We start from the raw sequence: 23,348 nt of genomic DNA on the forward strand, positions 1-23,348 counted from the left end.
TCGTCAACGAGAGGCATCCCATGCTGTTCCTCGTCGCCGCGCTCCTGCTGCTCGGTGTCGCCCTGGGCTCCGTCGCCCACGCGCCGCTCCCCGTCAGCCTCGTCGCCGCCGCCGTCATCGGCGTCTGGCTCGTGGTGTTCACGGTCCGCGAGCGGCACACGCGCCGGCACTCCTGAGCACTGACCCGTACGGCATCTGACACCTGGAAGGAGTCGCACCATGGAGACCGCCACCATCGCCCCGGAGGCCAAGGCCACCGCCCCCGAGACCGAGGCCACCGCCCCCCGGACCGAGACCGCCGCCGGAACCAAGGCCACCGCCCCCGTCCCCACCGGCCGGCGTGACACCGACGGCATGGCCGTCGCCTCGTTCGTCCTCGGCCTGCTCGGGCTGCTCGTCCTGAACCTCTTCCTCGGCCCCGTCGCGATCGTCCTCGCGAGCATCGCGCTCCTGCGCGGGACCAGCCGCAAGGGCCGCGCGGCCCTCGGTCTCGGGCTCGGTGTGGCCGATCTCGTCGTCCTCGCCGTGCTGATGTCCATGGACAACACCGTCTCGTGGGGTCTCGCGGGCTGACCGCGGGAACGCGGGGCCCCGCACGGCTCGTAGAATCGTGCGCACCATGGCCTACCTCGACCACGCAGCGACGACTCCGATGCTCCCGGAGGCGATCGCGGCGATGACCGCCCAGCTCGCCGTCACCGGCAACGCATCCTCATTGCACGCCGCCGGGCGCCGGGCGCGACGCACCGTCGAGGAGGCCCGCGAGGCGCTCGCCGAGTCGCTCGGCGCCCGCCCCAGCGAGACCGTCTTCACCGCGGGCGGCACGGAGGCCGACAACCTCGCCGTGAAGGGCCTGTACTGGGCACGGCGTGCCCCCGGGGGCGGCGCCCCCGCGCGCACCCGGGTCCTCGCGAGCCCCGTCGAGCACCACGCCGTCCTCGACGCCGTGCACTGGCTCGGCGAGCACGAAGGCGCCACCGTCGAATACCTCCCCGTCGACGCGTACGGCCGCGTGCACCCCGACGCCCTGCGCGAGGCGATCGAGCGCGACCCCGACGACGTCGCCCTCGCCACCGTCATGTGGGCCAACAACGAAATCGGCACCATCCAGCCGATCCGCGAACTGGCCGACGTGGCACGAGAGTTCGACATCCCGCTGCACGCCGACGCGGTGCAGGCCTTCGGCCAGGTGCCCGTCGACTTCGGCGCGTCCGGGCTCGCCGCGATGACCGTCTCCGGGCACAAGATCGGCGGTCCGTACGGCATCGGGGCGCTTCTCCTGGGCCGCGAGTACAGCCCCGTGCCCGTCCTGCACGGCGGCGGGCAGGAGCGTCATGTGCGCTCCGGGACGCTCGACGTGCCCGCCATCGCCGCGTTCGCCGTGGCGGGACAGCACGCCGCCGAGCACCGCGAGTGGTTCGCCCGCGAGATCGGCGCGCTGCGGGACGACCTCGTCTCCGTCGTCCGCGCGGCGGTCCCCGACGCGATCCTGGGCGGCGACCCGGACGACCGGCTGCCCGCGAACGCGCACTTCACCTTCCCCGGCTGCGAGGGGGACTCCCTCCTGCTGCTGCTCGACGCGCAGGGCATCGAGTGCTCCACCGGATCGGCGTGCACGGCGGGCGTGGCCCAGCCAAGCCATGTCCTGCTCGCCACCGGCACCGACCCCGACCTGGCCCGCGGCACCCTGCGCTTCTCCCTCGGCCACACCTCGACGAAGGCGGACGTGGAGGCCTTGGCCCGCGTGATCGGCCCGGCGGTGGAGAGGGCGCGGACGGCGGGTCTCAGCTGAGCCGCTCCGGTCGAGCGCGCCGGCTCCAGCCGTGCCATTTAGCTGGTTCCTGCACCTAGTTGATGCCGGTTTGCGTCGGTACGTGATGCACCTAACGCCGGACTCCGCCGACCCCGCCCGGAGTTGATGCCGGTTTCGGCCGCTATCGGGCGGACAGGCGCCGGAGCGGGATACGAGGCCCACAGTCCGCCGATCTATGCTTGCCGCTCGCGAGTCCGCTCCGCGCGTTCGGGGCCGCACGACAACCCCCTCATGGAGTTCACATTGAAGGCGAACCTCCGCTCTCGCATCGCCGCGCGGCTCGGGCGCATCTACCTCGCCAGGATCCAGAAGAACGGGATCAGCGCGTCCGCGATATCGCGGCTGCCCGAGCCCCTGCTCGCGCCGATGCGCCGCGACGGGCTCGACCCGGTGGCCCGGCTCACCGAGCACCAGGCGGAGCAGCCGATATCCAGGGTGCCGCTGCCGTTCGGCATGGACGCCTGGGTGGTCACCGGATACGACGAGGTGAAGGCCGTCCTCGGGGCGACCGACGGCTTCAGCAACGACTTCACGAACCTCGCGGGCAACGCGGGCGTCGTCGAGGACCACAACCCCGGCGGCCTCGGCTTCAGCGACCCCCCGGTCCACACGCATCTGCGCCGCATCCTCACCCCCGAGTTCACGATGCGCAGGCTGCGCCGCCTCACGCCCCGCATCGACGCGATCGTCGAGGAGCGGCTCGACGCGATGGAGGCCGCCGAAGGGCCCGTCGACCTCGTCCAGGCCTTCGCGCTCCCGATCCCCTCGCTGACGATCTGCGAGCTGCTCGGCGTGCCGTACGAGGACCGGCACGACTTCCAGCAGCTGGCCATGGAGCGTTTCGACCTCTTCGCCGGGGCGACCGCTCCCTTCGGGGCGATATCCGCCTCGCTCTCCTACTTCCGTGACGTCGTCAAGAAGCAGCGCGAGAACCCGGGCGACGGACTGCTCGGCATGATCGTGAAGGAGCACGGCGACACCGTCGGCGACGAGGAGCTCGCCGGTCTCGCCGACGGCATCCTCACCGGCGGCTTCGAGACCACCGCGAGCATGGTGGCCCTCGGCTCCCTCCTGCTCCTCCAGGACCCCGACACCGCCGCGCGGCTGCGCGAGGACGACGCGGCCGCCGCCCCCTTCGTCGAGGAGGCGCTGCGCTACCTCACCGTCGTGCAGGTGGCCTTCCCGCGGTTCGCCCGCGAGGACATCGAGATAGCCGGGGTGCGCATACCCAAGGGCGACCTGGTCCTGTGCTCCCTGAGCGGCGGCAACCGCGACGCCAAGTACACCCCCGACGGCGGCGGCTTCGACCCGCACCGCAAGGCCTCGGGGCACCTCGCCTTCGGCTGGGGCATCCACCGCTGCATCGGCGCCGAACTGGCCCGCATGGAGCTGCGCGCCGCCTACCCCGCTCTCGTGAAGCGCTTCCCGGACATGCGGCTCGCGGTCGCACCCGAGGACCTCTCCTTCCGCAAGCTGTCCATCGTCTACGGCGTGGAGTCGCTGCCGGTGCACCTGCGGTAGCGGAAGGTCACGCGAGGGCGGTGCGGGCCTTCTTCACGAGCTTCATGTACCGGTCCCAGTCCCAGTGCGGACCCGGGTCCGTGTGGTCCGTGCCCGGCACCTCCACGTGCCCGATGATGTGCTTCCGGTCCACCGGGATGTCGTACCGCTTGCAGATCCCCGCGGTGAGGCGCGCCGACGACTCGTACATCTCGTCGGTGAACGAGGACTTCTTGTCCACGAAGCCCTCGTGCTCGATGCCGATGCTTCTCTCGTTGTAGCTCTTGTTCCCCGCGTGGAACGCCACGTCCAGCTCGCGGATCATCTGCGCCACATGCCCGTCCTTGCGCACCACGTAATGGGCCGCCGCGCCGTGCGCCGGGTCCTTGAACACCTTCAGCGCCGTGTCGTACCCGCCCTGCACCACGTGGATGACGACCATGTCTATTCCGTAGTCGTCGGGGCGGTCCGCCCGGCGCCAGTTGTAGTCCGACGCGGCGATCCACTGGGCGCCCTTGGCGTCGACCTCGCCCTCCTTGCGCTTCTTGACCACGCCGGGCAGCCGCCACCACAGGCGGCCCAGCTCGTCCGACGCGAGCACGGCCGTGCCCGCGGCCGCCACCGCGCCGCCGATCAGAAGCGTCCGCCGGTCGATGCGCCGGCGCTCGGGCTTCTGCTCCGCCGTCGAGTCCTGTTCATCCCCCATGTGATCGTCAACGCTTACTCACGGGCGCCTGGTTCCCGCGGGCCCGTACCCTGTTAGAGCTATGACTGAGAACAGGACCCCGCAGCACCCCCGCCCCCTGCGCGTACTCGCCGCCATGTCCGGCGGCGTGGACTCCGCCGTCGCCGCCGCGCGTGCCGCCGAAGCCGGGCACGACGTGACCGGAGTGCACCTGGCACTTTCGGCGAATCCGCAATCGTTCCGCACGGGCGCGCGAGGCTGTTGCACCATCGAGGACTCCCGCGACGCCCGTCGCGCCGCGGACGTCATCGGCATCCCGTTCTACGTCTGGGATCTGGCCGAGCGGTTCCGCGAGGACGTGGTCGAGGACTTCATCGCGGAGTACGAGGCGGGGCGCACCCCCAACCCGTGCCTCCGCTGCAACGAGAAGATCAAGTTCGCCGCGCTCCTGGACAAGGCACTCGCGCTCGGCTTCGACGCGGTCGTCACGGGGCACTACGCCACGGTCGTGGTGAACGACGACGGCACGCGCGAGCTGCACCGCGCGTCGGACATGGCCAAGGACCAGTCGTACGTCCTCGGGGTCCTGGACGACCGCCAGCTCGCCCACGCGATGTTCCCCCTCGGTGACACGCTCACCACCAAGGAGGAGATCCGCGCGGAGGCCGAGGAGCGCGGCCTCGCCGTCGCCAAGAAGCCCGACAGCCACGACATCTGCTTCATCGCCGACGGCGACACCCAGGGCTTCCTCGCAGACCGCCTCGGCAAGGCGGAGGGCGACATCGTCGACGCCGAGGGCAACAAGCTGGGCACCCACGAGGGGGCCTTCGGCTACACCATCGGCCAGCGCAAGGGCCTGCGGATCGGCACCCCGGCCCCCGACGGCAAGCCGCGCTACGTCCTGGACATCTCCCCGGTGAACAACACCGTGACGGTCGGCCCCGCCGCCGACCTGGACGTCTCGGGCCTGACGGCGATCAAGCCCCGCTGGTGCGGCGCGGCCCCCTCCGGGCCCGGCACGTACACCGCGCAGCTGCGTGCGCACGGCGGCGAGACGTCCGTCTCCGCGGAACTGGTCGAGGGGGAGCTGCGGGTCTCCTTCGACGAGCCCGTACGCGGCGTGGCCCCCGGCCAGGCCATCGTGCTGTACGACGGCACGCGCGTGGTGGGGTCGGCGACGATCGCGACCACGGAGCGGGCGACGGCGGCGGCCTAGCCCCTTCGGGGCCGGCCTCAGGCCGCTTCGACTTCCACCTCGTAGAAGCAGAAGTGGTCCTTGATCTGCGCCACCGAGTCCTTCGGCTCGGGGTACGCCCACACCGCGTCCTTGACGTCGGGCAGCGACCAGTACGACGCCGTTCCCTTGAACGGGCAGTACGTGGTCGTGTCCGACGGGGTCAGGGCGTCGGTGCGTACATCCTCCGGCGGGAGGTAGTACCGCACCGGACAGCCCGTCTCGCGCAGCAGCAGGGGGCGGCGGCTTTCGGCCACGACCTGGCCGCCGTGCACCACCCGTACGAGGTCGGTGCCCTGCTCGATGGTGATCTTGTGCCCTGCGGTCACCGTGTTCTCCTTCTGTGAGCGGCTGCGTTCCACCCAGTCTGTGCCGGATCGTACGGTGAGGCCATGAACATCTGTGTCTTCCTCTCCGCGGCCGACCTCCCCGAGCGCTACACCCGCCCCGCCCGCGAATTCGCCGAGCTGCTCGGCAAGGGCGGCCACACCCTGGTGTGGGGCGGTTCCGAGAGCGGTCTGATGAAGGTCGTCGCCGATGGGGTGCACGAGGCGGGCGGGGGACTCGTCGGCGTCTCGGTGGACTTCCTCGCCGCCAAGGCGCGGGCCGTCACCGCGCCCGACGAGATGGTGATCGCGCGCGACCTCGCCGAGCGCAAGGCGCTGCTCCTGGAGAAGTCCGACGCGATCGTGATCATGGTCGGCGGCACGGGCACGCTCGATGAGGCCACCGAGATCCTCGAACTGAAGAAGCACGGCAAGCACACCAAGCCGGTCGTCCTGCTCAACTCGGCGGGCTTCTACGACGGGTTGAAGGAGCAGTTCCAGCGCATGGAGGACGAGGGCTTCCTGCCGGTGCCGCTGACCGGCCTGGTGTTCTTCGCGGAGGAGCCGGTCGGTGCGCTCGCGTACCTGGAAGAGGCCATGGGCACCCAGTGACCGTGCGCTGACCTGCACCTGGCGGGGTGCGACGATGGACGCATGGCAACACATGTGATCACCGGGGCGGGCTCCGGCATCGGCGCGGCCGTCGCCCGCCGTCTCCACGCACGCGGCGACGACCTCGTCCTGCACGCACGGGACGCGGGCCGGGCCAAGGAACTGGCGGCGCAATTCCCGGGGGCGTCCACGCTCGTCGGCGACCTCTCCGACCCGGACAGGCTCTCCTGGGCGTTCGGCCACCAGTCGCTGCCCGAGCGCGTCGACTCGCTGCTGCACATCGCGGGCGTCGTCGACCTGGGCCGGGTCGGTGACCTCACCACCAAGTCCTGGCGCCACCAGCTCAACGTCAACCTCATCGCCCCCGCCGAGCTGACCAGGCACTTCCTGCCCCAACTCCGCGTCGCGCAGGGTCACGTGGTCTTCGTGAACTCGGGCGCGGGCCTGAACGCCAGCCCCGAGTGGTCCGCCTACGCCGCCTCCAAGCACGGCCTGAAGGCCCTCGCCGACTCCCTGCGGGGCGAGGAACACGCGAACGGCGTCCGCGTCACCTCCGTCTACCCGGGGCGCACGGCGAGCGCCATGCAGGCCAAAGTGCACCAGCAGGAGGGCAAGGAGTACGACCCCTCCCGCTTCATCGACCCTGAGTCGGTCGCCACGACGATCCTGATGGCCGTCGACCTGCCGCGCGACGCGGAGGTCAACGACCTGACGGTGCGGCCCGGACAGTGAGCGGGACAGTGAGCGCGCACCGTTGGGGCCCGGCCACCGGCATCGGGTCCATGCCGGGCGGCGACGCCCGTGAGGCCGCGAAAACCGTCACGGGCAGCTTCGAAGAGTTCCCGTATCTGGCGGAGCTGCCCGCGCGGGGGCCCGGCGCCGACATGATCGGTCGGACCGCCGGAATGCTGGTCGACCTCTACGCGCGCGTGGAGCCCAGCGGCTGGCGGATCGGCGACCGGCCGGGACGGGACACGCGCCGCGCGAAGGCATGGCTCGGCGAAGACCTCGACGCCCTGGAGGAGTTCACCCAGGGGTACGAAGGGCCGGTCAAGGTGCAGGCCGTCGGGCCGTGGACGCTCGCCGCGGCCCTGGAGCTGAAGAACGGCGAAGCCGCGCTCTCCGACCCCGGCGCCTGCCGTGACCTGGCCGGATCGCTCGCCGAAGGCCTGCGCGCCCACCTCGCGGACGTACGCCGCAGGATCCCCGGCGCGCAGATCGTGCTGCAACTCGACGAGCCCTCGCTCATCGCCGTGCTGCGCGGACAGATCAAGACGGCGAGCGAGTACCGCACCCACCGCGCCGTGGACCGCCAGCTCGTCGAGAGCACCCTGCGGGAGGTCCTTGGCGTCCATGAAGGGCCGGCCGTCGTGCACTCCTGCGCGCCGGACGTGCCGTTCGCGCTGCTTCGCCGTGCGGGCGCCGACGCGATCTCGTTCGACTTCTCGCTGCTTACCGAGCGTGACGACGAGGTGATCGGTGAGGCCGTCGAGGGCGGCACCAAGCTCTTCGCCGGTGTCGTGCCCGGCGTGGACGGCCCATTGTCAGACCCTGCCGGTAGCGTCATGGGTGTCAGGTCGCTGTGGCGCAGGCTGGGACTGAATCCGGGTTCTCTCGCGGAGTCGGTCACGGTCACTCCGTCGTGCGGGCTCGCGGGGTCCTCCCCGGCGTACGCCCGCGCGGTGCTCGCCCACTGCGCCCGGGCGGCGAGATCACTCGCGGACAACCCTGAGTAATTGGGTATGACGTAACGGGAGGATGTAACGGTGGCTGTCGAACAGCAAGGCTCTGTGCCCGCCGAGGCACGGGATCAGCATGCCCAGCTGGCCGAACAGATCGAGGAGCACCGCTTCCGGTACTACGTGAACGACCAACCGGTCGTCAGCGACGCCGAGTTCGACAAGCTCCTTCGCTCGCTCGAGGCCCTGGAGGAGCGGTATTCGGAGCTGCGCACGCCCGACTCGCCCACCCAGAAGGTCTCCGGGGCGTACGAAACCGAGTTCACCTCGGTCCAGCACCGCGAGCGCATGCTCTCCCTGGACAACGCCTTCGACGACGAGGAGCTCGCCGCCTGGGCCGACCGCGTCGCCAAGGAGGTCGGCACCACCGACCATCACTTCCTGTGCGAACTGAAGGTCGACGGCCTCGCCGTGAACCTCACGTACGAGGACGGCAAGCTCACCCGCGCGGCCACCCGCGGCGACGGCCGCACCGGCGAGGACATCACTCCGAACGTCCGCACGATCGCGGACATCCCGGACCGCCTCAAGGGCGACAACATCCCCGCGCTCGTCGAGATCCGCGGCGAGGTCTTCTTCCCCATGGAGAAGTTCGAGGAGCTGAACGCCCGCCTGGTGGAGGCCGGCGACAAGCCCTTCGCCAACCCGCGCAACGCGGCGGCGGGTTCGCTGCGCCAGAAGGACCCGCGCGTCACCGCCACGCGCCCGCTGCACATGGTGGTGCACGGCATCGGCGCCCGCGAGGGCTTCGACATCGACTGCCTCAGCCACGCCTATGACCTCCTGGGCGACTGGGGCCTGCCGACCGCCCAGCACAACAAGGTGGTCCAGGGCCTCGACGGCGTGCGCGACTTCATCACGTACTTCGGCGAGAACCGCCACTCCGTGGAGCACGAGATCGACGGCGTCGTCGTCAAGCTCGACGAGATCCCGCTCCAGGGCCGCCTCGGCTCGACCTCGCGCGCGCCCCGCTGGGCGATCGCCTGGAAGTACGCCCCCGAGGAGGTCAACACCAAGCTGGTGAACATCCGCGTGGGCGTCGGCCGCACCGGCCGTGTCACGCCGTATGCCCAGGTGGAGCCTGTGACCGTCGCGGGTTCCGAGGTCGAGTTCGCGACCCTGCACAACCAGGACGTGGTGAAGAAGAAGGGCGTCTTCATCGGGGACACGGTCGTCCTGCGCAAGGCGGGCGACGTCATCCCGGAGATCCTCGGCCCGGTCGTCGACCTGCGTGACGGCACCGAGCGCGAGTTCGTGATGCCCGCCGAGTGCCCCGAGTGCGGGACGGCGCTGCGGCCGATGAAGGAGGCCGACATCGACCTCCGCTGCCCCAACGCCCGCTCGTGCCCCGCCCAGTTGCGCGAGCGCCTGTTCTATCTCGCGGGCCGCAAGAGCCTGGACATCGAGAACTTCGGCTATGTGGCCGCCGCCGCGCTCACCAAGCCCCTGGAGCCGTCCGAGCCGCCGATCCTGGACGAGGGCGACATCTTCGACCTCACCATCGACCGGCTCCTGCCGATCAAGGCGTACGTACTGGATCAGGACAGCGGACTGCCCAGGCGGGACCCGAAGTCGGGCGAGGAGAAGATCGCCACGGTCTTCGCCAACCAGCAGGGCGAGGCGAAGAAGAACGCCGTGTCCATGCTGGAGAACATCGCCGCGGCCAAGGAGCGCCCCCTCGCGCGGATCATCACGGGCCTGTCCATCCGCCATGTGGGTCCGGTCGCCGCGGAGGCGCTCGCCCGCGAATTCCGGTCGATCGAGCGGATCGAACAGGCCACCGAGGAGGAGCTTGCCGCCGTGGAGGGGGTGGGGCCGACCATCGCCGCCTCCCTCAAGCAGTGGTTCGAGGAGGAGTGGCACCGGGAGATCCTGCGCAAATGGCGCGCGGCCGGTGTCCGTATGGAGGAAGAGGGCGGGGGAGAGGACGAGGGGCCGCGGCCGCTCGAAGGCCTCACCGTCGTCGTGACCGGAACGCTCGAGAAGCACACGCGGGATGGCGCAAAAGATGCGTTGCAGAGCCGGGGCGCCAAGGTGACCGGTTCCGTTTCGAAGAAGACAGCTTTCGTCGTAGTGGGTGACAATCCTGGATCTAAATTCGACAAGGCCATGCAGCTGAAGGTTCCGGTTCTCAACGAGGAAGGCTTCGCCGTCCTGCTGGAACAGGGGCCGGAAGCAGCCGCGGAAGTTGCGCTTCCGACCGAGGAGTAGCGGTTGAAGGCCACCCGTTCAGCGCATACCAGATGCATACGGGTGGCCGGGTCGCATTCGGGCAACCGTTGTGGACCGCTGCCCGTAGAAGCCTTCTGCGGCCTACTGTTGAGGTGTGCGCCTGCCGTGCCCCGCTGCGATTGGGGTATCCCCTGCTCATCGGGAGCATGGGTAAGGGGATTCAGACGCGGCTGACTTCTGGAGCGAGTCCGCGTGGCGTGGGCACCGCCGGCTGTGAGAGGGACGGGAATGGAACCGACCGAGAGCGCCGCACCGGACTCCCGGCTGCCCGCGCGCCTGCGGCGCGGACCGGGCGCGTGGCTCAGCGGACGCAGGGCGGCACGGGAGGCACGCGAAGCCGAGAGCAGGCTCCCCGCCGTCCCGAGCACCGCAGTTGAGCGGCGCGAACGCGCATGGAGCACCGTCGGTGCGTACGGCACGCAGGAGCTCGGCGTGGGCGAGGCGGCGGGCGGCCGGGACACCGCGGGGCCCGGCTCCGCGCAGTCCGGTGCCGAAGGGCGGCGCAGGAGCCTCTGGCGCGGCAGGGAAGCGCCCGACGCGGATGACGCGGCGGGCGAGCGTGACCCCTGGCCAGTGCTTCCGGTTGCCGTCGTGGCGATCGCCGCGGTGGCGCTCGGCACGGGCTTCTTCCACGCGCTCACCGGACGTGACGCGCTGTTCCCCTCCGGCACGGTCGGCTGGGCGCTCGCCGTCCTCACGGGACTGATCGTCGGCCACCTCGTCGCGCTCGGCCGCGACCGCTGGTGGGGCGGCACCGGCTCGGGCGGCGCGCTCACCGTCGCCGTCCTCTTGCTGTACGGCTGGGTGCCCGCCGGGATGGTCAGCCTCACCGTCGTCGTCCTGGTCGGCGTCGCGCGCCGCCACCGCTGGCGCCAGGGCATCCTGCACGGCGCCGTCGACATCCTCGGCATCGGCGCGGGCGCGCTCGCCATGGCCGCGTTCGGCACGGCGCCCACGGCGCAGTCGCCCTGGCTGCCCGAGACCTGGGACCTGTACTCGGCGCCCGAGGTCGCCCTCGCCGCCATCGCCTACCTCGTCGTCACCCGCGTCCTGCTCTGGTACGTCCACGCGCCGCGCTCCGGCGCCCTGCCCACGGTCACCCGTACCGCCCTGGTCAGGCAGGGGCTCGTCGCCGTCGCGCTGCTCGGCATCGCACCGCTGATCTGCGTGGTCGCGGCCTCGACCCCCGCCCTGCTCCCGCTCTTCGCGATCCCGCTCGTCGCGCTCGACTCGACGCTGTGGATCGCGCGGGCCCGGGCCGAGGAGCAGTTGCGCGATCCGCTGACGGGGCTGCCGAACCGGCAGTGGCTCCTGGAGCGCACCTGGTCGGCGCTCGACGACGCCGAGCGGATCGGGGCGCGGTCCGCCTTAATGCTGATCGACATGGACCGCTTCCGTTCGGTGAACGACACCCTCGGTCATCTCGCGGGTGACCGTCTGCTCCTGCAGATCGCCGACCGGCTGCGGCTCGCCCTGCCGCGCGGCGCGGAAGCCGCTCGGCTCGGCGGCGACGAATTCGCCGTCCTGCTGCCGGTCACCGACTCCACGACGTCGGCCACCCGGGTGGCGCGGTCCCTGGTCGCCGCCCTCGGTTCGCCCCTGGACCTCGACGGGTTGACGCTGGTCCTCGAGGCCAGTGCGGGGCTCGCCGTCTTCCCCGACCACGCGCTCGACGCCGAAGGCCTGCTCCAGCGGGCGGACGTCGCGATGTACCAGGCCAAGCGGGACCGCACGGGCGTCGAGGTGTACGAGTCCAAGCGGGACTCCAACACCCCCGACCGGCTCGGCCTGCTCGGCGATCTGCGCCGGGCCCTGGACGCGGGGGACGTCGAGCTGCACTACCAGCCGAAGGTGCAGTTCGACGGCCGCGTCGCGGGGCTTGAGGCCCTGGTGCGGTGGGTGCATCCCGAGCGCGGGAAGGTGCCGCCGGACGAGTTCATCGCCATAGCGGAGTCGTCCGGCCTCATGCCGCACCTGACGGAGTACGTCCTGGAGACCGCGCTCGGCCAGGTGGCCAAGTGGCAGGAGCAGGGGCTCAAGGTCCCGGTCGCGGTGAATGTCTCGCCGCGCGACGTGCACACCCCCGGCTTCGCGGGCGCCGTCGCAGCGCGCCTGGCACGCCACGGGGTTCCCCCGGGAGCGCTCCAACTGGAGATAACGGAACACGTGCTCCTGGAGGACCCGCAGCGGGCCGCCGACACCCTGGCGGGCCTGACCGGCCACGGGGTCAAGATGTCCCTCGACGACTTCGGCACGGGGTACTCGTCCCTGGTGCACCTGCGGCGCCTTCCGGTCAGCGAACTGAAGATCGACCGCTCCTTCGTGGCGCGGCTCGCGGTGGACAACGAAGACGCGGAGATCGTCCGCTGCACGGTCGACCTCGCGCACTCCCTGGGGCTGCTCGTGGTCGCCGAGGGCGTCGAGGACGACGAGACGTGGGAGCGGCTGCGCGATCTGGGCTGCGACGCGGTGCAGGGCTGGCTGGTCGCCGCGGCGATGCCCGCGGACGAGACGACCGCCTGGCTGCGGGCCCGCGGCTCCCGCGGCTGGCGCAGGCCGGTGGACGTCGCTGCCGAGGAAGCAGAGGCGGCACGCGCCGCCGCGGAGGCCGACGCCCTGAAGTAGCCACGGGTCGGCGACGCCCCACTCCCACAGCAACCGCGAACGCCGCGGCGGCGGACGCGGGGGGAGGGCGTGGGTGCTGCCGGGGGAATCCGTTTCACGTGCATGGGGTGCGGCCCCATAGGATTGGGGACACAAACCACACACTCACCCCCAGAGGATCGCCGCATGCCTGGCATTACGCGCGAGGAGGTCGCCCACCTCGCCCGCCTAGCACGTCTTGAGCTGAAGGACGAGGAGCTCGACCACTTCGCCGGACAGCTCGACGACATCATCGGCGCGGTCGCCCGCGTCTCCGAGGTCGCCGACCAAGACGTACCGCCGACCTCCCACCCGCTGCCGCTGACGAACGTCATGCGCGCGGACGAGGTCCGTCCGTCGCTCACCCCCGAGCAGGCGCTCTCCGGAGCCCCGGCCCAAGAGCAGCAGCGTTTCAAGGTGCCGCAGATCCTGGGGGAGGACTAACCACCATGACGGACAGCAAGATCGACATCATCAGGCTCACCGCCGCCGACATCGCCGCGAAGGTCGCCTCCGGCGAGCTGACGGCCGTCGAGGTCACCGAGGCCCACCTCGCCCGCATCGAGGCCGTCGACGAGAAGGTGCACGCCTTCCTGCACGTCGACCGCGAGGGCGCCCTCGCGCAGGCCCGCGCCGTCGACGCCAAGCGCGAGAACGGCGAGAAGCTCGGCCCGCTGGCCGGCGTCCCGCTCGCGCTCAAGGACATCTTCACCACCGAGGGCATCCCGACCACGGTCGGCTCCAAGATCCTCGAGGGCTGGATCCCGCCGTACGACGCGACCGTCACGCGCAAGCTGAAGGAAGCCGACGTCGTCATCCTCGGCAAGACCAACATGGACGAGTTCGCCATGGGGTCCTCCACCGAGAACAGCGCGTACGGCCCCACCGGCAACCCGTGGGACCTCACCCGCATCCCCGGCGGCTCCGGCGGCGGCTCCAGCGCCGCCCTCGCCTCGTACGAGGCCCCGCTCGCCATCGGCACCGACACCGGCGGCTCCATCCGCCAGCCCGCGGCCGTCACCGGCACGGTCGGCGTCAAGCCCACGTACGGCGGAGTCTCCCGCTACGGCATGGTGGCGTTCTCGTCCTCCCTGGACCAGGGCGGGCCCTGCGCCCGTACGGTCCTGGACGCGGCCCTCCTGCACGAGGTCATCGCCGGGCACGACGAGCTCGACTCGACGTCCATCGACGCCCCGGTCCCGCCGGTCGTCGAGGCCGCCCGCAACGGCTCCGTACAGGGCATGCGCGTCGGCGTCGTCAAGCAGTTCGCCGGCGAGGGCTACCAGGCAGGCGTCGTCCAGCGCTTCCAGGAGTCCGTGGCGCTGCTCAAGGAGCTCGGTGCCGAGGTCGTCGAGCTGGACTGCCCGTCCTTCGACCTGGCGCTCTCCGCGTACTACCTGATCGCGCCCTCCGAGTGCTCCTCGAACCTCGCGCGCTTCGACGCCATGCGCTACGGCCTGCGCGTCGGCGACGACGGCACGAAGTCCGCCGAGGAGGTCACCGCGCTGACCCGCGAGGCCGGCTTCGGCGACGAGGTCAAGCGCCGCGTCATCCTGGGCACGTACGCCCTGAGCTCCGGCTACTACGACGCGTACTACGGAAGCGCCCAGAAGGTCCGCACCCTGATCACGAAGGACTTCGAGAAGGCCTTCGAGCAGGTCGACGTGATCGTCTCGCCCGCGACGCCCACCACCGCCTTCCCGATCGGCGAGCGCGCCGACGACCCGATGGCGATGTACCTCGCGGACGTGTGCACCATCCCGTCGAACATGGCGGGCAACGCCGCCATGTCGCTGCCCTGCGGCCTCGCGCCGGAGGACGGCCTGCCCGTCGGACTGCAGATCATCGCCCCGGCCATGAAGGACGACCGCCTTTACAAGGTCGGCGCTGCCGTAGAGGCCGCCTTCGTGGAAAGGTGGGGTCACCCGCTGCTTGAGGAGGCACCGTCACTATGAGTCCCATGACTGCCAAGGCCCAGGGCTTCAAGAAGTCGAAGCCCGGCGCGTACCTGTCGATGGGCACCACCGCCTTCGGCGCGATCTCCGTCGTCAAGCAGGCCAGGCTGGCCCGCAAGGAGAACGACACGCTCCGTCTCGTCGACGCCGCTGTCTCCGCCGCCGCCATCGTCACCGGTCTTGCTCTGCTCTATCGCGAGCTGAAGAAGCTCGGCGACGACGACGTCCTGCTGGGTTGAGAGGGAAAGTTTCACCGTGACTGTCACGACTGACCTGGTGTCGTACGAGGATGCCCTCGCGACGTACGACCCCGTCATGGGCCTTGAGGTCCATGTCGAGCTGGGCACCAAGACCAAGATGTTCTGCGGCTGCTCCACCGAGCTGAAGCAGGACGCCAACAGCCAGACCTGCCCGACCTGTCTCGGCCTTCCCGGCGCGCTGCCGGTGGTCAACGAGATCGGCGTCGAGTCCGCCATCAAGATCGGTCTCGCCCTCAACTGCGAGATCGCCGAGTGGTGCCGCTTCGCCCGGAAGAACTACTTCTATCCGGACATGCCGAAGAACTTCCAGACCTCCCAGTACGACGAGCCGATCGCCTTCAACGGCTATCTGGACGTCCAGCTGGAGGACGGCGAGGTCTTCCGCGTGGAGATCGAGCGCGCCCACATGGAGGAGGACACCGGCAAGTCCACGCACGTCGGTGGCGCGACCGGCCGTATCCACGGCGCCTCGCACTCGCTCCTGGACTACAACCGCGCGGGCATCCCGCTCATCGAGATCGTCACCAAGCCGATCGAGGGCGCGGGCGAGCGGGCCCCCGAGGTCGCCAAGGCGTACGTGGCCGAGCTGCGCGAGGTCATCAAGGCGCTCGACGTCTCCGAGGCCCGCATGGACAAGGGCCAGATGCGCTGCGACGTGAACCTCTCCCTGCGCCCGCACGGGCGCGAGGAGTTCGGTACGCGCTCGGAGACGAAGAACGTCAACTCGCTCCGTTCCGTGGAGCGTGCGGCGCGCTTCGAGATCCAGCGCCATGCCGCTGTGCTGAACTCGGGCGGGACCATCGTCCAGGAGACCCGTCACTTCCACGAGGAGGACGGCTCCACGACGTCGGGGCGCATCAAGGACAACGCCGAGGACTACCGGTACTTCCCGGAGCCCGACCTCGTCCCCGTGGCTCCGGCCCGCGCGTGGGTCGAGGCGCTGCGTGCCGGTCTCCCCGAGATGCCGCGCGTGCGCCGCAACCGACTCCGTGAGGAGTGGGGTGTCTCGGAGCACGACATGCAGTCGATCCTGAACGCCGGTGCGGTCGACCCGATCGTCGCCACCATCGAGGCGGGCGCCGACTCGGCCGCCGCGCGCAAGTGGTGGATGGGCGAGCTGGCCCGCAACGCCAACGAGACGGGCAAGGCCCTCGACGAACTGCCGGTCACCCCCGTGCAGGTCGCCCGGGTCGCCGAGCTCGTCGCCAAGGGCGACCTGAACGACAAGCTGGCGCGCCAGGTCTTCGAGGGTGTCCTCGCGGGCGAGGGCACGCCGGACGAGGTCGTCGAGAAGCGCGGCCTGAAGGTCGTCTCGGACGAGGGCGCTCTGACCACCGCCGTGGACGAGGCGATCGCGGGCAACCCCGCCATCGCCGACAAGATCCGCAGCGGCAAGGTCGCGGCGGCCGGTGCGCTGGTCGGCGCGGTCATGAAGGCCACTCGGGGCCAGGCCGACGCGGCCCGCGTCAAGGAACTGATCCTGGAGAAGCTGGGCGTGGAGGGCTAGTCGCTGCGCTGGCTCGGAGCAGTGTCCCGGCTGTAGCCGGGGTGCTTCCCGAGCCGCCCGCTTCGCGGCGGATTTTTCCCGCCCACCCACCCGATTGCCCCGCGTCGTCGGGTGGGTGGGCGGAAGCCCCGCCGTGCCGCGGGCCCCGCCGTGCCGCGGGCCGTGCGCCGCAATGTCGCCCCCCGCCCCGCCTTACGCTGTGGACGTCCGTCCCCGCTGAACCACCGCCCCACCCGGGCCACGGAGCGTCCCCCTGAACACCGTCACCGCCGAGATCCTCTCCGTCGGCCTGCTGCTCGCCGTGCTGGCGTTCGCCGTCATACGGCCCAAGAAGTGGCCGGAGGCCGCCGCCGCGTTGCCCGCGGCCGGGCTCGTCGTGGTGCTCGGGGCCGTCTCGCCGGAGCACGCGCTCGCCGAGGTCGAGAGCCTGCTGCCGGTGGTCGGGTTCCTCGCGGCCGTGCTCGTGCTCGCCCAACTCTGCGCGGACGACGGGCTCTTCGCCGCCGCCGGGGATCTCGTGGCCCGGATCTGCGGCGGGCGGACCAAGGCGCTGCTCGGCGGGGTCTTCGGTGTCGCCGCGGCGATCACCGCGGTGCTCAGCCTGGACGCCACCGTCGTCCTGCTCACCCCGGTCGTCTTCGCCACCGCGGCCCGCGTCGGGGCCAGACCCCGCCCGCACGTCTACGCCACCGCCCACCTGGCCAACTCGGCGTCGCTCCTGCTGCCCGTCTCCAACCTCACCAACCTCCTCGCGCTCACCGCGAGCGGCCTCACCTTCACGCGGTTCGCGCTGCTCATGGCGGTGCCGTGGCTGGTGGCCATCGGCATCGAGTACGCCGCCTTCCGGCGGTACTTCGCCGCCGATCTGGACGCGGGCGCCCTCGAACCCAAGGAGACCGAGCCGACCCCCGTGCCGGTGTTCACCCTGGCCGTCCTGGGTCTCACGCTCGCCGGGTTCGTCGTCACCTCGTTCGCCGGGGCCGAACCCCTGTGGGCCGCCCTCGCGGGAGCCGCGGTGCTCGCGGTCCGTGCCCTGCTGCGCAAACGTACGACCGCCACCGGAATCGTCCGCTCCGCGAGCCCGCTGTTCTGTCTGTTCGTGCTCGCGCTCGGCATCGTCGTCAAGGCGGTCGTCGACAACGGCCTCGGCTCCGGGATCGAGTGGATGCTGCCGGACGGCGCTTCGCTGCCCGCGCTGCTCGCGATCGCGGGCCTCGCCGCCGTGCTCGCCAACCTCATCAACAACCTGCCGGCGATTCTCGCTCTCCTGCCCGCCGTCGCCCCCGCCGGTCCCGGCCCCGTTCTCGCCGCCCTCATCGGCGTCAACATCGGCCCGAACCTGACGTACGTCGGCTCGCTCGCCACCCTGCTGTGGCGCCGCATCCTGCACGACCACGGCACCGACGCCGACCTGCGGACGTTCACCGTGCTCGGCGTCCTGACCGTGCCCGCCACCCTCGCGGCGTCGACGGCGGCCCTCTGGGCGGGCCTGCTCATCGGCTTCTGAGCCCGGCGGCACCCGCCCGGCGGCCCGGCATTCTCCGCCGGGTCCATCCGTTCACGCCGACTTTGTCCCCAAGTCTTCACAGGGAAACCAGACTTCACTACCGTCCCGGCCGAGGAGGCTAATGGATCAGCAGAGAACCATTGGCCGTCGACTGGAGGTCGTACGTGTCCCCGGAGATATCACGCAGGCGGCTCATGGCAGTCGGCACAGGCGCACTCGGTGCCGCCGCCGTCGGATCGTTCCTGCCGCCGTCACTGCAGCAGGCGCTGGCACAGGACCGGCACAAACCCGGTAGCGGCGGGCTCGACTCGATCGAACACGTCGTCATCCTGATGCAGGAGAACAGGTCCTTCGACCACTACTTCGGCGCGCTGCGCGGCGTACGCGGCTTCGGCGACCGCAACGCCGTCCGCCTCCCGGGCGGGAAATCCGTGTTCGAGCAGCCGGCCGGCCTCGGCACCGTCCTGCCCTTCCCGGTCCGCGAGGCCGCGGCCGCGCAGAAGAAGGACCTGCAGTACATCGGCGCCCTCGACCACTCCTGGAGCGGCGGCGCCAAGGCCTGGCACGACGGCTGGTCGGACGGCTGGATCACCGCCAAGACCGCCGCCACGATGGCGTACTACACGCGCGCCGACATCCCCCTGCACTACGAACTCGCCGACACCTTCACCGTCTGCGACGCCTACCACTCGTCCATCCACACCTCCACGAGCCCCAACCGCAACCACCTGTGGAGCGGCAAGACGGGCTACGAGGCGAACGGCAAGCGGGCCGTCGGCAACGACGCGTACGCCGAGGGGACGCACCCCGGATACGACTGGGGGACGTACGCCGAGCGCCTGGAGAAGGCGGGCGTGAGCTGGCAGACGTACACGGAGTGGGAGAACTTCACCGACAACCAGATCGAGTTCTTCGCCACCTTCAAGGCCATCGCCCGCAAGGTCCTCGCGAAGACCGGCCTGACCTACATGGAGGCCTTCTACGCCAAGGTCCGCGACGCCAAGGACGAGGCCGAGCGCGCGAAGCTGCTCGCCACCCTGGAGGAGGGCGTCGCCACCCTCACCAAGGCCGAGAAGTCCCTCTTCGAGCGCGGCCTGCGGCGCGTGCCCACCGGGAAGCTCGCCGAGGAGTTCGCCAAGGACGTCGCGGGAGGCAAGCTGGCCAAGGTCAGCTATCTGGTGCCGTCCGCCCTGGACTCCGAGCACCCCAGCGTCTCCTCGCCCATCCACAGCGCGACCATCGTCTACAAGGTCCTGGACGCCCTCGCCTCGCACCCCGAGGTCTGGCGCCGCACCGCCGTCTTCATCAACTACGACGAGAACGACGGCTTCTTCGACCACGTACCGCCGCCCGTCCCCGGCGGCGACAGCGCCGAGGAGCAGGAAGAGCGCTGGGAAGGCAAGCCCACCGGCCTGGGCGTGCGCGTCCCCATGCTCGTCGTCTCGCCCTGGACCGTCGGCGGCTACGTCACCTCCGAGGTCTTCGACCACACCTCCGTCGTGCGCTTCCTGGAGAAGTGGACCGGCGTCCGCGAGCCCAACATCAGCGCCTGGCGCCGCAAGGTCACCGGCGACCTCACCGGCGCCTTCGACTTCAAGCGCGGCCACCGGCAGCCCGAGGTGGAACAGCCCGGCGCCATACCGGAGTTCAGCGGCCGCTGGGCCCCGCAGCCGCCCCTGAAGCAGTCCATGCCCGTCCAGGAGCCCGGCACCCGCCGCGCACGGCCGCTGCCCTACCAGCCCGACGCGTACGTGAAGCCGGGCGAGAGCGGCGCCCTGTCGGTGCGGCTGCGCAACGGCGGCCGCTCCAGCGCGCACTTCGCGCTCTACCCCTACGCCGGCGAGTTCAAGGTCCCCCAGCACCAGGACGTCGTCCGCGAGGGCTCCTGGACCGTCCCGGTGGCCAAGGACAGCTACGACTTCACCATCACGGGACCCAACGGCTTCCGGCGCGAGTTCGCGGGCGGCAAGGACGGCAAGGCGCAACTCGCGTCCGCGATCACCCGCTGCGAGATCCATGTGACGCTGGCCAACCGGGGCCGCAAGGACCTCGTCTTCACGGTCGAGCCCATCGGCTACGTGGCGGAGCGGCACGTCAGGTCGCGTACGAGGACCGTCCGCGTCAAGGCGGGCAGCAGCCGCACGATCGCCTGGCACACGGACGACGAGCACGGCTGGTACGACGTCCAGGTGACGGCGGCGGGCGAACCTGCTTTCCGGCGCCGCCTGATGGGGCACATAGAGAACGGACGCGCGAGCGTGTCGGGCTGACGCCCCGGTTCCGAGGGTGTGCGAGGTCCCGATGGGACCTCGCACACCCTTTTGTGAACTTGTGAGGAAAGCCACGAACGGGACCAATGATCTCCAGGTGCTGTCAAAGTACTTCTGGCGCACATGTCGTCGCTCAAGCGTTCTTTGCGGGCTGTTCGGTGCATGCAAGACGGTTCCCGGTAAAGATCCACGAATCAATACAGGGAGCCGTTCAGTGGCAGCAGTCGCACGGTGGTGTCTGAAGCATCGCCTCCTGGCCGTACTGCTCTGGCTGGTCGCCCTCGGCGGCGCCGCGAGCGCCGCGGCGGTCACCGGATCCGCGTACTCGAACGACTACGACGTGCCGGGCACCGAATCGGGCCGCGCGACCCAGCTCCTGAACGAGGGCTTCGAAGGCCTCGGCGGCGACAGCAACACCGTCGTCTGGCGCACCGAGGCGGGCACGACGGTGCGCGCCGCCGACGTCGAGCAGACGATGACCGACGCCCTGGACCGCATCCAGGGCATGCCCGCGGTCGCCTCCGTCAGCAGCCCGTACGCGGCGCACGGCGCCGCACAGATCAGCGGCGACGGCCGCATCGCGTATGCGACCGTCACCTTCCACGAGCAGGCCGACGCCATCGACGCGTCGGACGCACAGGCCCTCGTGGACACCGCGAAGGCCGCGGCGTCCGACAGCCTGGACGTCGAGCTCGGCGGCGGCGCCGTCGGCCTCACCGAGTCCAAGAGCGCGAAGACCGCCGAGATCGTCGGGGTCGCCGTCGCCGCCGTCGTGCTCTTCCTCGCCTTCGGCTCGCTCGCCGCGTCCCTGCTGCCCATCGCCACCGCGCTGGTGTCGGTCGGCACGGCCTACGCGGGAATCGTGCTCCTCGGGCACCTCATGACCGTCGCGGACTTCGCCCCGATGCTGGGCACCCTGATCGGGCTCGGCGTCGGCATCGACTACGCGCTGTTCATCGTGACCAGACACCGCAAGGGCCTCAAGCAGGGCCTTCCGGTGGCCGTCGCCGCGGAACGCGCGGTTGCCACCACCGGGCGCGCGGTCGTCTTCGCGGGCGCCACCGTGTGCATCGCCCTGCTCGGCATGCTCATCCTGCGGCTCAGCTTCCTCAACGGCGTCGCGATCGCGGGCTCGCTCACCGTGCTCCTCACCGTCGCCGCGTCGGTGACCCTGCTCCCCGCGCTCCTGTCCTGGATCGGCCCGCGCGCCCTCAGCCGCCGCGAACGGCGCGCGCTCGCCGAGCACGGCCCCGCCCCGGAGGTGCCCACCGGGCTCGCCGCACGCTGGTCCGCGTTCGTCGAGCGCCACCCCAAGCTCCTCGGCGGTATCGCCGTCGTCGTGATGGCGGTGCTCGCCCTGCCCACGCTCTCCCTGCACCTGGGCACGTCCGACCAGGGCAACAACCCCGCCTCTGCCACCACCCGGCAGGCCTACGACCTGCTCGCGGACGGCTTCGGCCCCGGCGTGAACGGGCCGCTCACCCTCGTCACCCCCGTCGACGGAGCGGGCGACCGGCTCGCCCTCGCCAACCTCGGCCCGGTGCTCGAATCGGCCAAGGGCATCGCCTCCGTCAGCCCCGTCACGTACGACGCCCAAGGCACGACCGCCCGCATCACCGTCGTACCGTCCTCGTCCCCCCAGTCCGAGCGGACCAGCGAGCTCGTCGACCGGCTGCGCGACGACGTACTGCCCAGGGCCGAGGCCGACACCTCGCTCGACCTCCGGGTCGGCGGCGTCACGGCGAGCTACGACGACTTCGCGGAGATCATCGTCGGCAAGCTCCCGCTCTTCGTGGGCGTCATCATCGGCCTCGGCTGCGTCCTGCTGCTCCTGGCCTTCCGGTCCATCGGCATCCCCCTGAAGGCCGCCGCGATGAACGTGGCGGCGGTGGCATCGGCCTTCGGGGTCGTCGTCGCGATCTTCCAGTGGGGCTGGGGGAGCGAGCTGCTCGGCCTCGGTTCGGCCGGACCGATCGAACCCTTCCTGCCCGTGATCATGGTGTCCGTCCTCTTCGGGCTCTCCATGGACTACCAGGTCTTCCTGGTCAGCCGGATGTACGAGGAGTGGCTGGAGACCGGCGACAACCGGCGGGCCGTACGGGTCGGCCTCGCCGAGACGAGCCGCGTGATCAACTCCGCGGCCGTCATCATGATCTCGGTCTTCCTCGCCTTCGTCCTGAGCGGCGACCGGGTCATCGCGATGTTCGGCATCGGCCTCGCGGTCGCGGTCGCGCTCGACGCGTTCGTCCTGCGCACGCTCCTCGTGCCCGCCCTGATGCACATGCTCGGCGGCGCCAACTGGTGGCTGCCGCGCCGCCTCGACCGCCTGCTGCCGCGCATCAGCATCGAGCCCCCGGAATGTCGGTCGAGCAAAACCGCCGCGAGTGCGAAGATCCCCGGGCAAGGGGACACGCATGACGCTGCGGTCGTGCGGCCGGACGGACTGGAGGAGCGGGATGTTCGCGATATCGCTGGGCGAGGGCGCTGAGCTGCGGCCGATCGAGCCGTGGCAGGCGCAGGAGTTCCTCGCGCACATCGAGCGGGCGCGGGAGTACGCCGGGCCGTGGGTGCCCCTGACCACGCTGGTGACGGACCTCGAATCGGCCCGTGAGCGCCTCCAGGCGCACGCCGACAGGCAGGCCGCCGACACGGGACGCCTCTGCGGGGTCTGGCTCGACGGCGTACTCGTCGGCGGTGTCTTCTTCCGGATCTTCGACACGGCCACGGAGAGCTGCGAGGTCGGTGTCTGGCTGGAGCCCTCGGCCGCCGGGCGCGGGCTGATCACCAGGGCGAGCCGGGTCCTCATCGACTGGGCGGTGGACCAGCGCGGCATGCACCGCGTGGAGTGGATGGCTTCCTCGGCGAACGCCCCCAGCATCGCGGTCGCCGAACGGCTCGGAATGACCAGGGACGGCGTGCTGCGGGAGAGCTTTCCCTGGCAGGGCGTGCGGCACGACATGGAGGTCTGGTCGGTGCTCGCACCGGAGTGGCGCAAGGCGCGCGAGGAGCGTGCGGCCGCGGGCGACGGGGGCTCGGCGGCTCGTTAAGAAAGCTCTCAGACTCCG

20 protein-coding genes are annotated in these 23,348 nt (G+C 70.9%); 18 read left to right on the plus strand and 2 right to left on the minus strand.

What is annotated here, in order from left to right:
- Window positions 1–20 precede the first annotated feature (20 nt).
- The 4 genes from ABZ906_RS35245 (at window position 21) to ABZ906_RS35260 (ending at window position 3,334) form a co-directional block, all read left to right on the plus strand.
- Window positions 21–176, plus strand: a complete 156-nt coding sequence (locus ABZ906_RS35245) for a hypothetical protein (RefSeq protein ID WP_361196630.1) — start codon at window positions 21–23, stop codon at window positions 174–176.
- 178 nt (window positions 177–354) lie between these two features.
- On the plus strand, window positions 355–573 hold the full coding sequence (locus ABZ906_RS35250) for a DUF4190 domain-containing protein (protein ID WP_361196931.1): 219 nt from the start codon (window positions 355–357) through the stop codon (window positions 571–573).
- A 46-nt stretch (window positions 574–619) separates the two neighbouring features.
- Complete coding sequence (locus ABZ906_RS35255) at window positions 620–1,792, plus strand: cysteine desulfurase family protein (protein ID WP_361196627.1); 1,173 nt, start codon at window positions 620–622, stop codon at window positions 1,790–1,792.
- Between the two features lie 252 nt (window positions 1,793–2,044).
- Complete coding sequence (locus ABZ906_RS35260) at window positions 2,045–3,334, plus strand: cytochrome P450 (RefSeq protein WP_361196624.1); 1,290 nt, start codon at window positions 2,045–2,047, stop codon at window positions 3,332–3,334.
- 7 nt (window positions 3,335–3,341) lie between these two features.
- On the opposite strand, the gene ABZ906_RS35265 is transcribed toward ABZ906_RS35260, so the two are convergent.
- Entirely contained in the window at window positions 3,342–4,019 is a 678-nt protein-coding gene (locus ABZ906_RS35265; protein WP_361389864.1) for an N-acetylmuramoyl-L-alanine amidase, read from the minus strand.
- 61 nt (window positions 4,020–4,080) lie between these two features.
- On the opposite strand from ABZ906_RS35265, the gene mnmA reads away from it, so the two are divergent.
- A complete protein-coding gene (gene mnmA, locus ABZ906_RS35270) occupies window positions 4,081–5,214 on the plus strand; it encodes a tRNA 2-thiouridine(34) synthase MnmA (RefSeq protein ID WP_361196618.1) in 1,134 nt (377 codons plus the stop codon).
- Window positions 5,215–5,231: 17 nt separating this feature from the next.
- Here mnmA and ABZ906_RS35275 read toward each other — a convergent pair whose 3' ends face one another.
- Entirely contained in the window at window positions 5,232–5,561 is a 330-nt protein-coding gene (locus tag ABZ906_RS35275) for a DUF427 domain-containing protein (RefSeq protein WP_361389866.1), read from the minus strand.
- A 63-nt stretch (window positions 5,562–5,624) separates the two neighbouring features.
- Between ABZ906_RS35275 and ABZ906_RS35280 the strand changes: the two genes are divergently transcribed.
- The 13 genes from ABZ906_RS35280 (at window position 5,625) to ABZ906_RS35340 (ending at window position 23,330) form a co-directional block, all read left to right on the plus strand.
- Window positions 5,625–6,170 carry a TIGR00730 family Rossman fold protein gene (locus ABZ906_RS35280; RefSeq protein WP_361196613.1) on the plus strand — a complete coding sequence of 182 codons (546 nt, stop codon included), beginning with the start codon at window positions 5,625–5,627 and terminating at the stop codon, window positions 6,168–6,170.
- Window positions 6,171–6,212: 42 nt separating this feature from the next.
- On the plus strand, window positions 6,213–6,902 hold the full coding sequence (locus ABZ906_RS35285) for an SDR family oxidoreductase (protein WP_361196610.1): 690 nt from the start codon (window positions 6,213–6,215) through the stop codon (window positions 6,900–6,902).
- A gap of 8 nt (window positions 6,903–6,910) precedes the next feature.
- A complete protein-coding gene (locus ABZ906_RS35290) occupies window positions 6,911–7,906 on the plus strand; it encodes a methionine synthase (RefSeq protein WP_361389868.1) in 996 nt (331 codons plus the stop codon).
- A gap of 30 nt (window positions 7,907–7,936) precedes the next feature.
- The gene (gene ligA / locus ABZ906_RS35295; RefSeq protein WP_361389870.1) at window positions 7,937–10,120 is read left to right on the plus strand and encodes an NAD-dependent DNA ligase LigA; all 2,184 of its coding nucleotides are present in this window, start codon (window positions 7,937–7,939) and stop codon (window positions 10,118–10,120) included.
- A 249-nt stretch (window positions 10,121–10,369) separates the two neighbouring features.
- Entirely contained in the window at window positions 10,370–12,766 is a 2,397-nt protein-coding gene (locus tag ABZ906_RS35300) for a bifunctional diguanylate cyclase/phosphodiesterase (RefSeq protein ID WP_361196601.1), read from the plus strand.
- A 165-nt stretch (window positions 12,767–12,931) separates the two neighbouring features.
- The gene (gene gatC / locus ABZ906_RS35305; RefSeq protein ID WP_016642027.1) at window positions 12,932–13,228 is read left to right on the plus strand and encodes an Asp-tRNA(Asn)/Glu-tRNA(Gln) amidotransferase subunit GatC; all 297 of its coding nucleotides are present in this window, start codon (window positions 12,932–12,934) and stop codon (window positions 13,226–13,228) included.
- 5 nt (window positions 13,229–13,233) lie between these two features.
- Window positions 13,234–14,739: an Asp-tRNA(Asn)/Glu-tRNA(Gln) amidotransferase subunit GatA gene (gene gatA, locus ABZ906_RS35310; RefSeq protein WP_361389872.1), complete on the plus strand. Its 1,506-nt coding sequence runs from the start codon at window positions 13,234–13,236 to the stop codon at window positions 14,737–14,739.
- A complete protein-coding gene (locus ABZ906_RS35315) occupies window positions 14,736–14,978 on the plus strand; it encodes a hypothetical protein (protein ID WP_361196594.1) in 243 nt (80 codons plus the stop codon). The genes gatA and ABZ906_RS35315 overlap by 4 nt, the downstream gene beginning before the upstream one ends.
- Before the next feature lie 16 nt (window positions 14,979–14,994).
- Window positions 14,995–16,506, plus strand: a complete 1,512-nt coding sequence (gene gatB, locus ABZ906_RS35320; RefSeq protein ID WP_361389874.1) for an Asp-tRNA(Asn)/Glu-tRNA(Gln) amidotransferase subunit GatB — start codon at window positions 14,995–14,997, stop codon at window positions 16,504–16,506.
- Window positions 16,507–16,759: 253 nt separating this feature from the next.
- Window positions 16,760–18,013 carry an SLC13 family permease gene (locus tag ABZ906_RS35325; RefSeq protein ID WP_361196929.1) on the plus strand — a complete coding sequence of 418 codons (1,254 nt, stop codon included), beginning with the start codon at window positions 16,760–16,762 and terminating at the stop codon, window positions 18,011–18,013.
- A gap of 164 nt (window positions 18,014–18,177) precedes the next feature.
- Window positions 18,178–20,283, plus strand: coding sequence for a phosphocholine-specific phospholipase C (locus ABZ906_RS35330; protein WP_361389876.1), 2,106 nt, complete (start codon window positions 18,178–18,180; stop codon window positions 20,281–20,283).
- Between the two features lie 214 nt (window positions 20,284–20,497).
- The gene (locus ABZ906_RS35335) at window positions 20,498–22,771 is read left to right on the plus strand and encodes an MMPL family transporter (protein WP_361389879.1); all 2,274 of its coding nucleotides are present in this window, start codon (window positions 20,498–20,500) and stop codon (window positions 22,769–22,771) included.
- Window positions 22,740–23,330: a GNAT family protein gene (locus tag ABZ906_RS35340; RefSeq protein WP_361389881.1), complete on the plus strand. Its 591-nt coding sequence runs from the start codon at window positions 22,740–22,742 to the stop codon at window positions 23,328–23,330. Before ABZ906_RS35335 ends, ABZ906_RS35340 begins: the two co-directional genes overlap by 32 nt.
- Window positions 23,331–23,348: the final 18 nt, after the last annotated feature.

Origin of the sequence: Streptomyces sp. NPDC046925 (assembly GCF_040644915.1) — a bacterium.
GTDB lineage: Bacteria > Actinomycetota > Actinomycetes > Streptomycetales > Streptomycetaceae > Streptomyces.

What these genes read in the sequence shown, in the direction of transcription:
- gatA (WP_361389872.1), top strand. Translation starts at nt 13,234, where the DNA reads ATGACGGACAGCAAGATCGACATCATCAGGCTCACCGCCGCCGACATC.
- ABZ906_RS35260 (WP_361196624.1), top strand. Translation starts at nt 2,045, where the DNA reads ATGGAGTTCACATTGAAGGCGAACCTCCGCTCTCGCATCGCCGCGCGG.
- gatC (WP_016642027.1), top strand. Translation starts at nt 12,932, where the DNA reads ATGCCTGGCATTACGCGCGAGGAGGTCGCCCACCTCGCCCGCCTAGCA.
- ABZ906_RS35315 (WP_361196594.1), top strand. Translation starts at nt 14,736, where the DNA reads ATGAGTCCCATGACTGCCAAGGCCCAGGGCTTCAAGAAGTCGAAGCCC.
- ABZ906_RS35245 (WP_361196630.1), top strand. Translation starts at nt 21, where the DNA reads ATGCTGTTCCTCGTCGCCGCGCTCCTGCTGCTCGGTGTCGCCCTGGGC.
- ABZ906_RS35285 (WP_361196610.1), top strand. Translation starts at nt 6,213, where the DNA reads ATGGCAACACATGTGATCACCGGGGCGGGCTCCGGCATCGGCGCGGCC.
- ABZ906_RS35340 (WP_361389881.1), top strand. Translation starts at nt 22,740, where the DNA reads ATGTTCGCGATATCGCTGGGCGAGGGCGCTGAGCTGCGGCCGATCGAG.
- ABZ906_RS35280 (WP_361196613.1), top strand. Translation starts at nt 5,625, where the DNA reads ATGAACATCTGTGTCTTCCTCTCCGCGGCCGACCTCCCCGAGCGCTAC.
- ABZ906_RS35250 (WP_361196931.1), top strand. Translation starts at nt 355, where the DNA reads ATGGCCGTCGCCTCGTTCGTCCTCGGCCTGCTCGGGCTGCTCGTCCTG.
- ABZ906_RS35255 (WP_361196627.1), top strand. Translation starts at nt 620, where the DNA reads ATGGCCTACCTCGACCACGCAGCGACGACTCCGATGCTCCCGGAGGCG.
- ABZ906_RS35265 (WP_361389864.1), bottom strand. Translation starts at nt 4,019, where the DNA reads ATGGGGGATGAACAGGACTCGACGGCGGAGCAGAAGCCCGAGCGCCGG.
- mnmA (WP_361196618.1), top strand. Translation starts at nt 4,081, where the DNA reads ATGACTGAGAACAGGACCCCGCAGCACCCCCGCCCCCTGCGCGTACTC.
- ABZ906_RS35300 (WP_361196601.1), top strand. Translation starts at nt 10,370, where the DNA reads ATGGAACCGACCGAGAGCGCCGCACCGGACTCCCGGCTGCCCGCGCGC.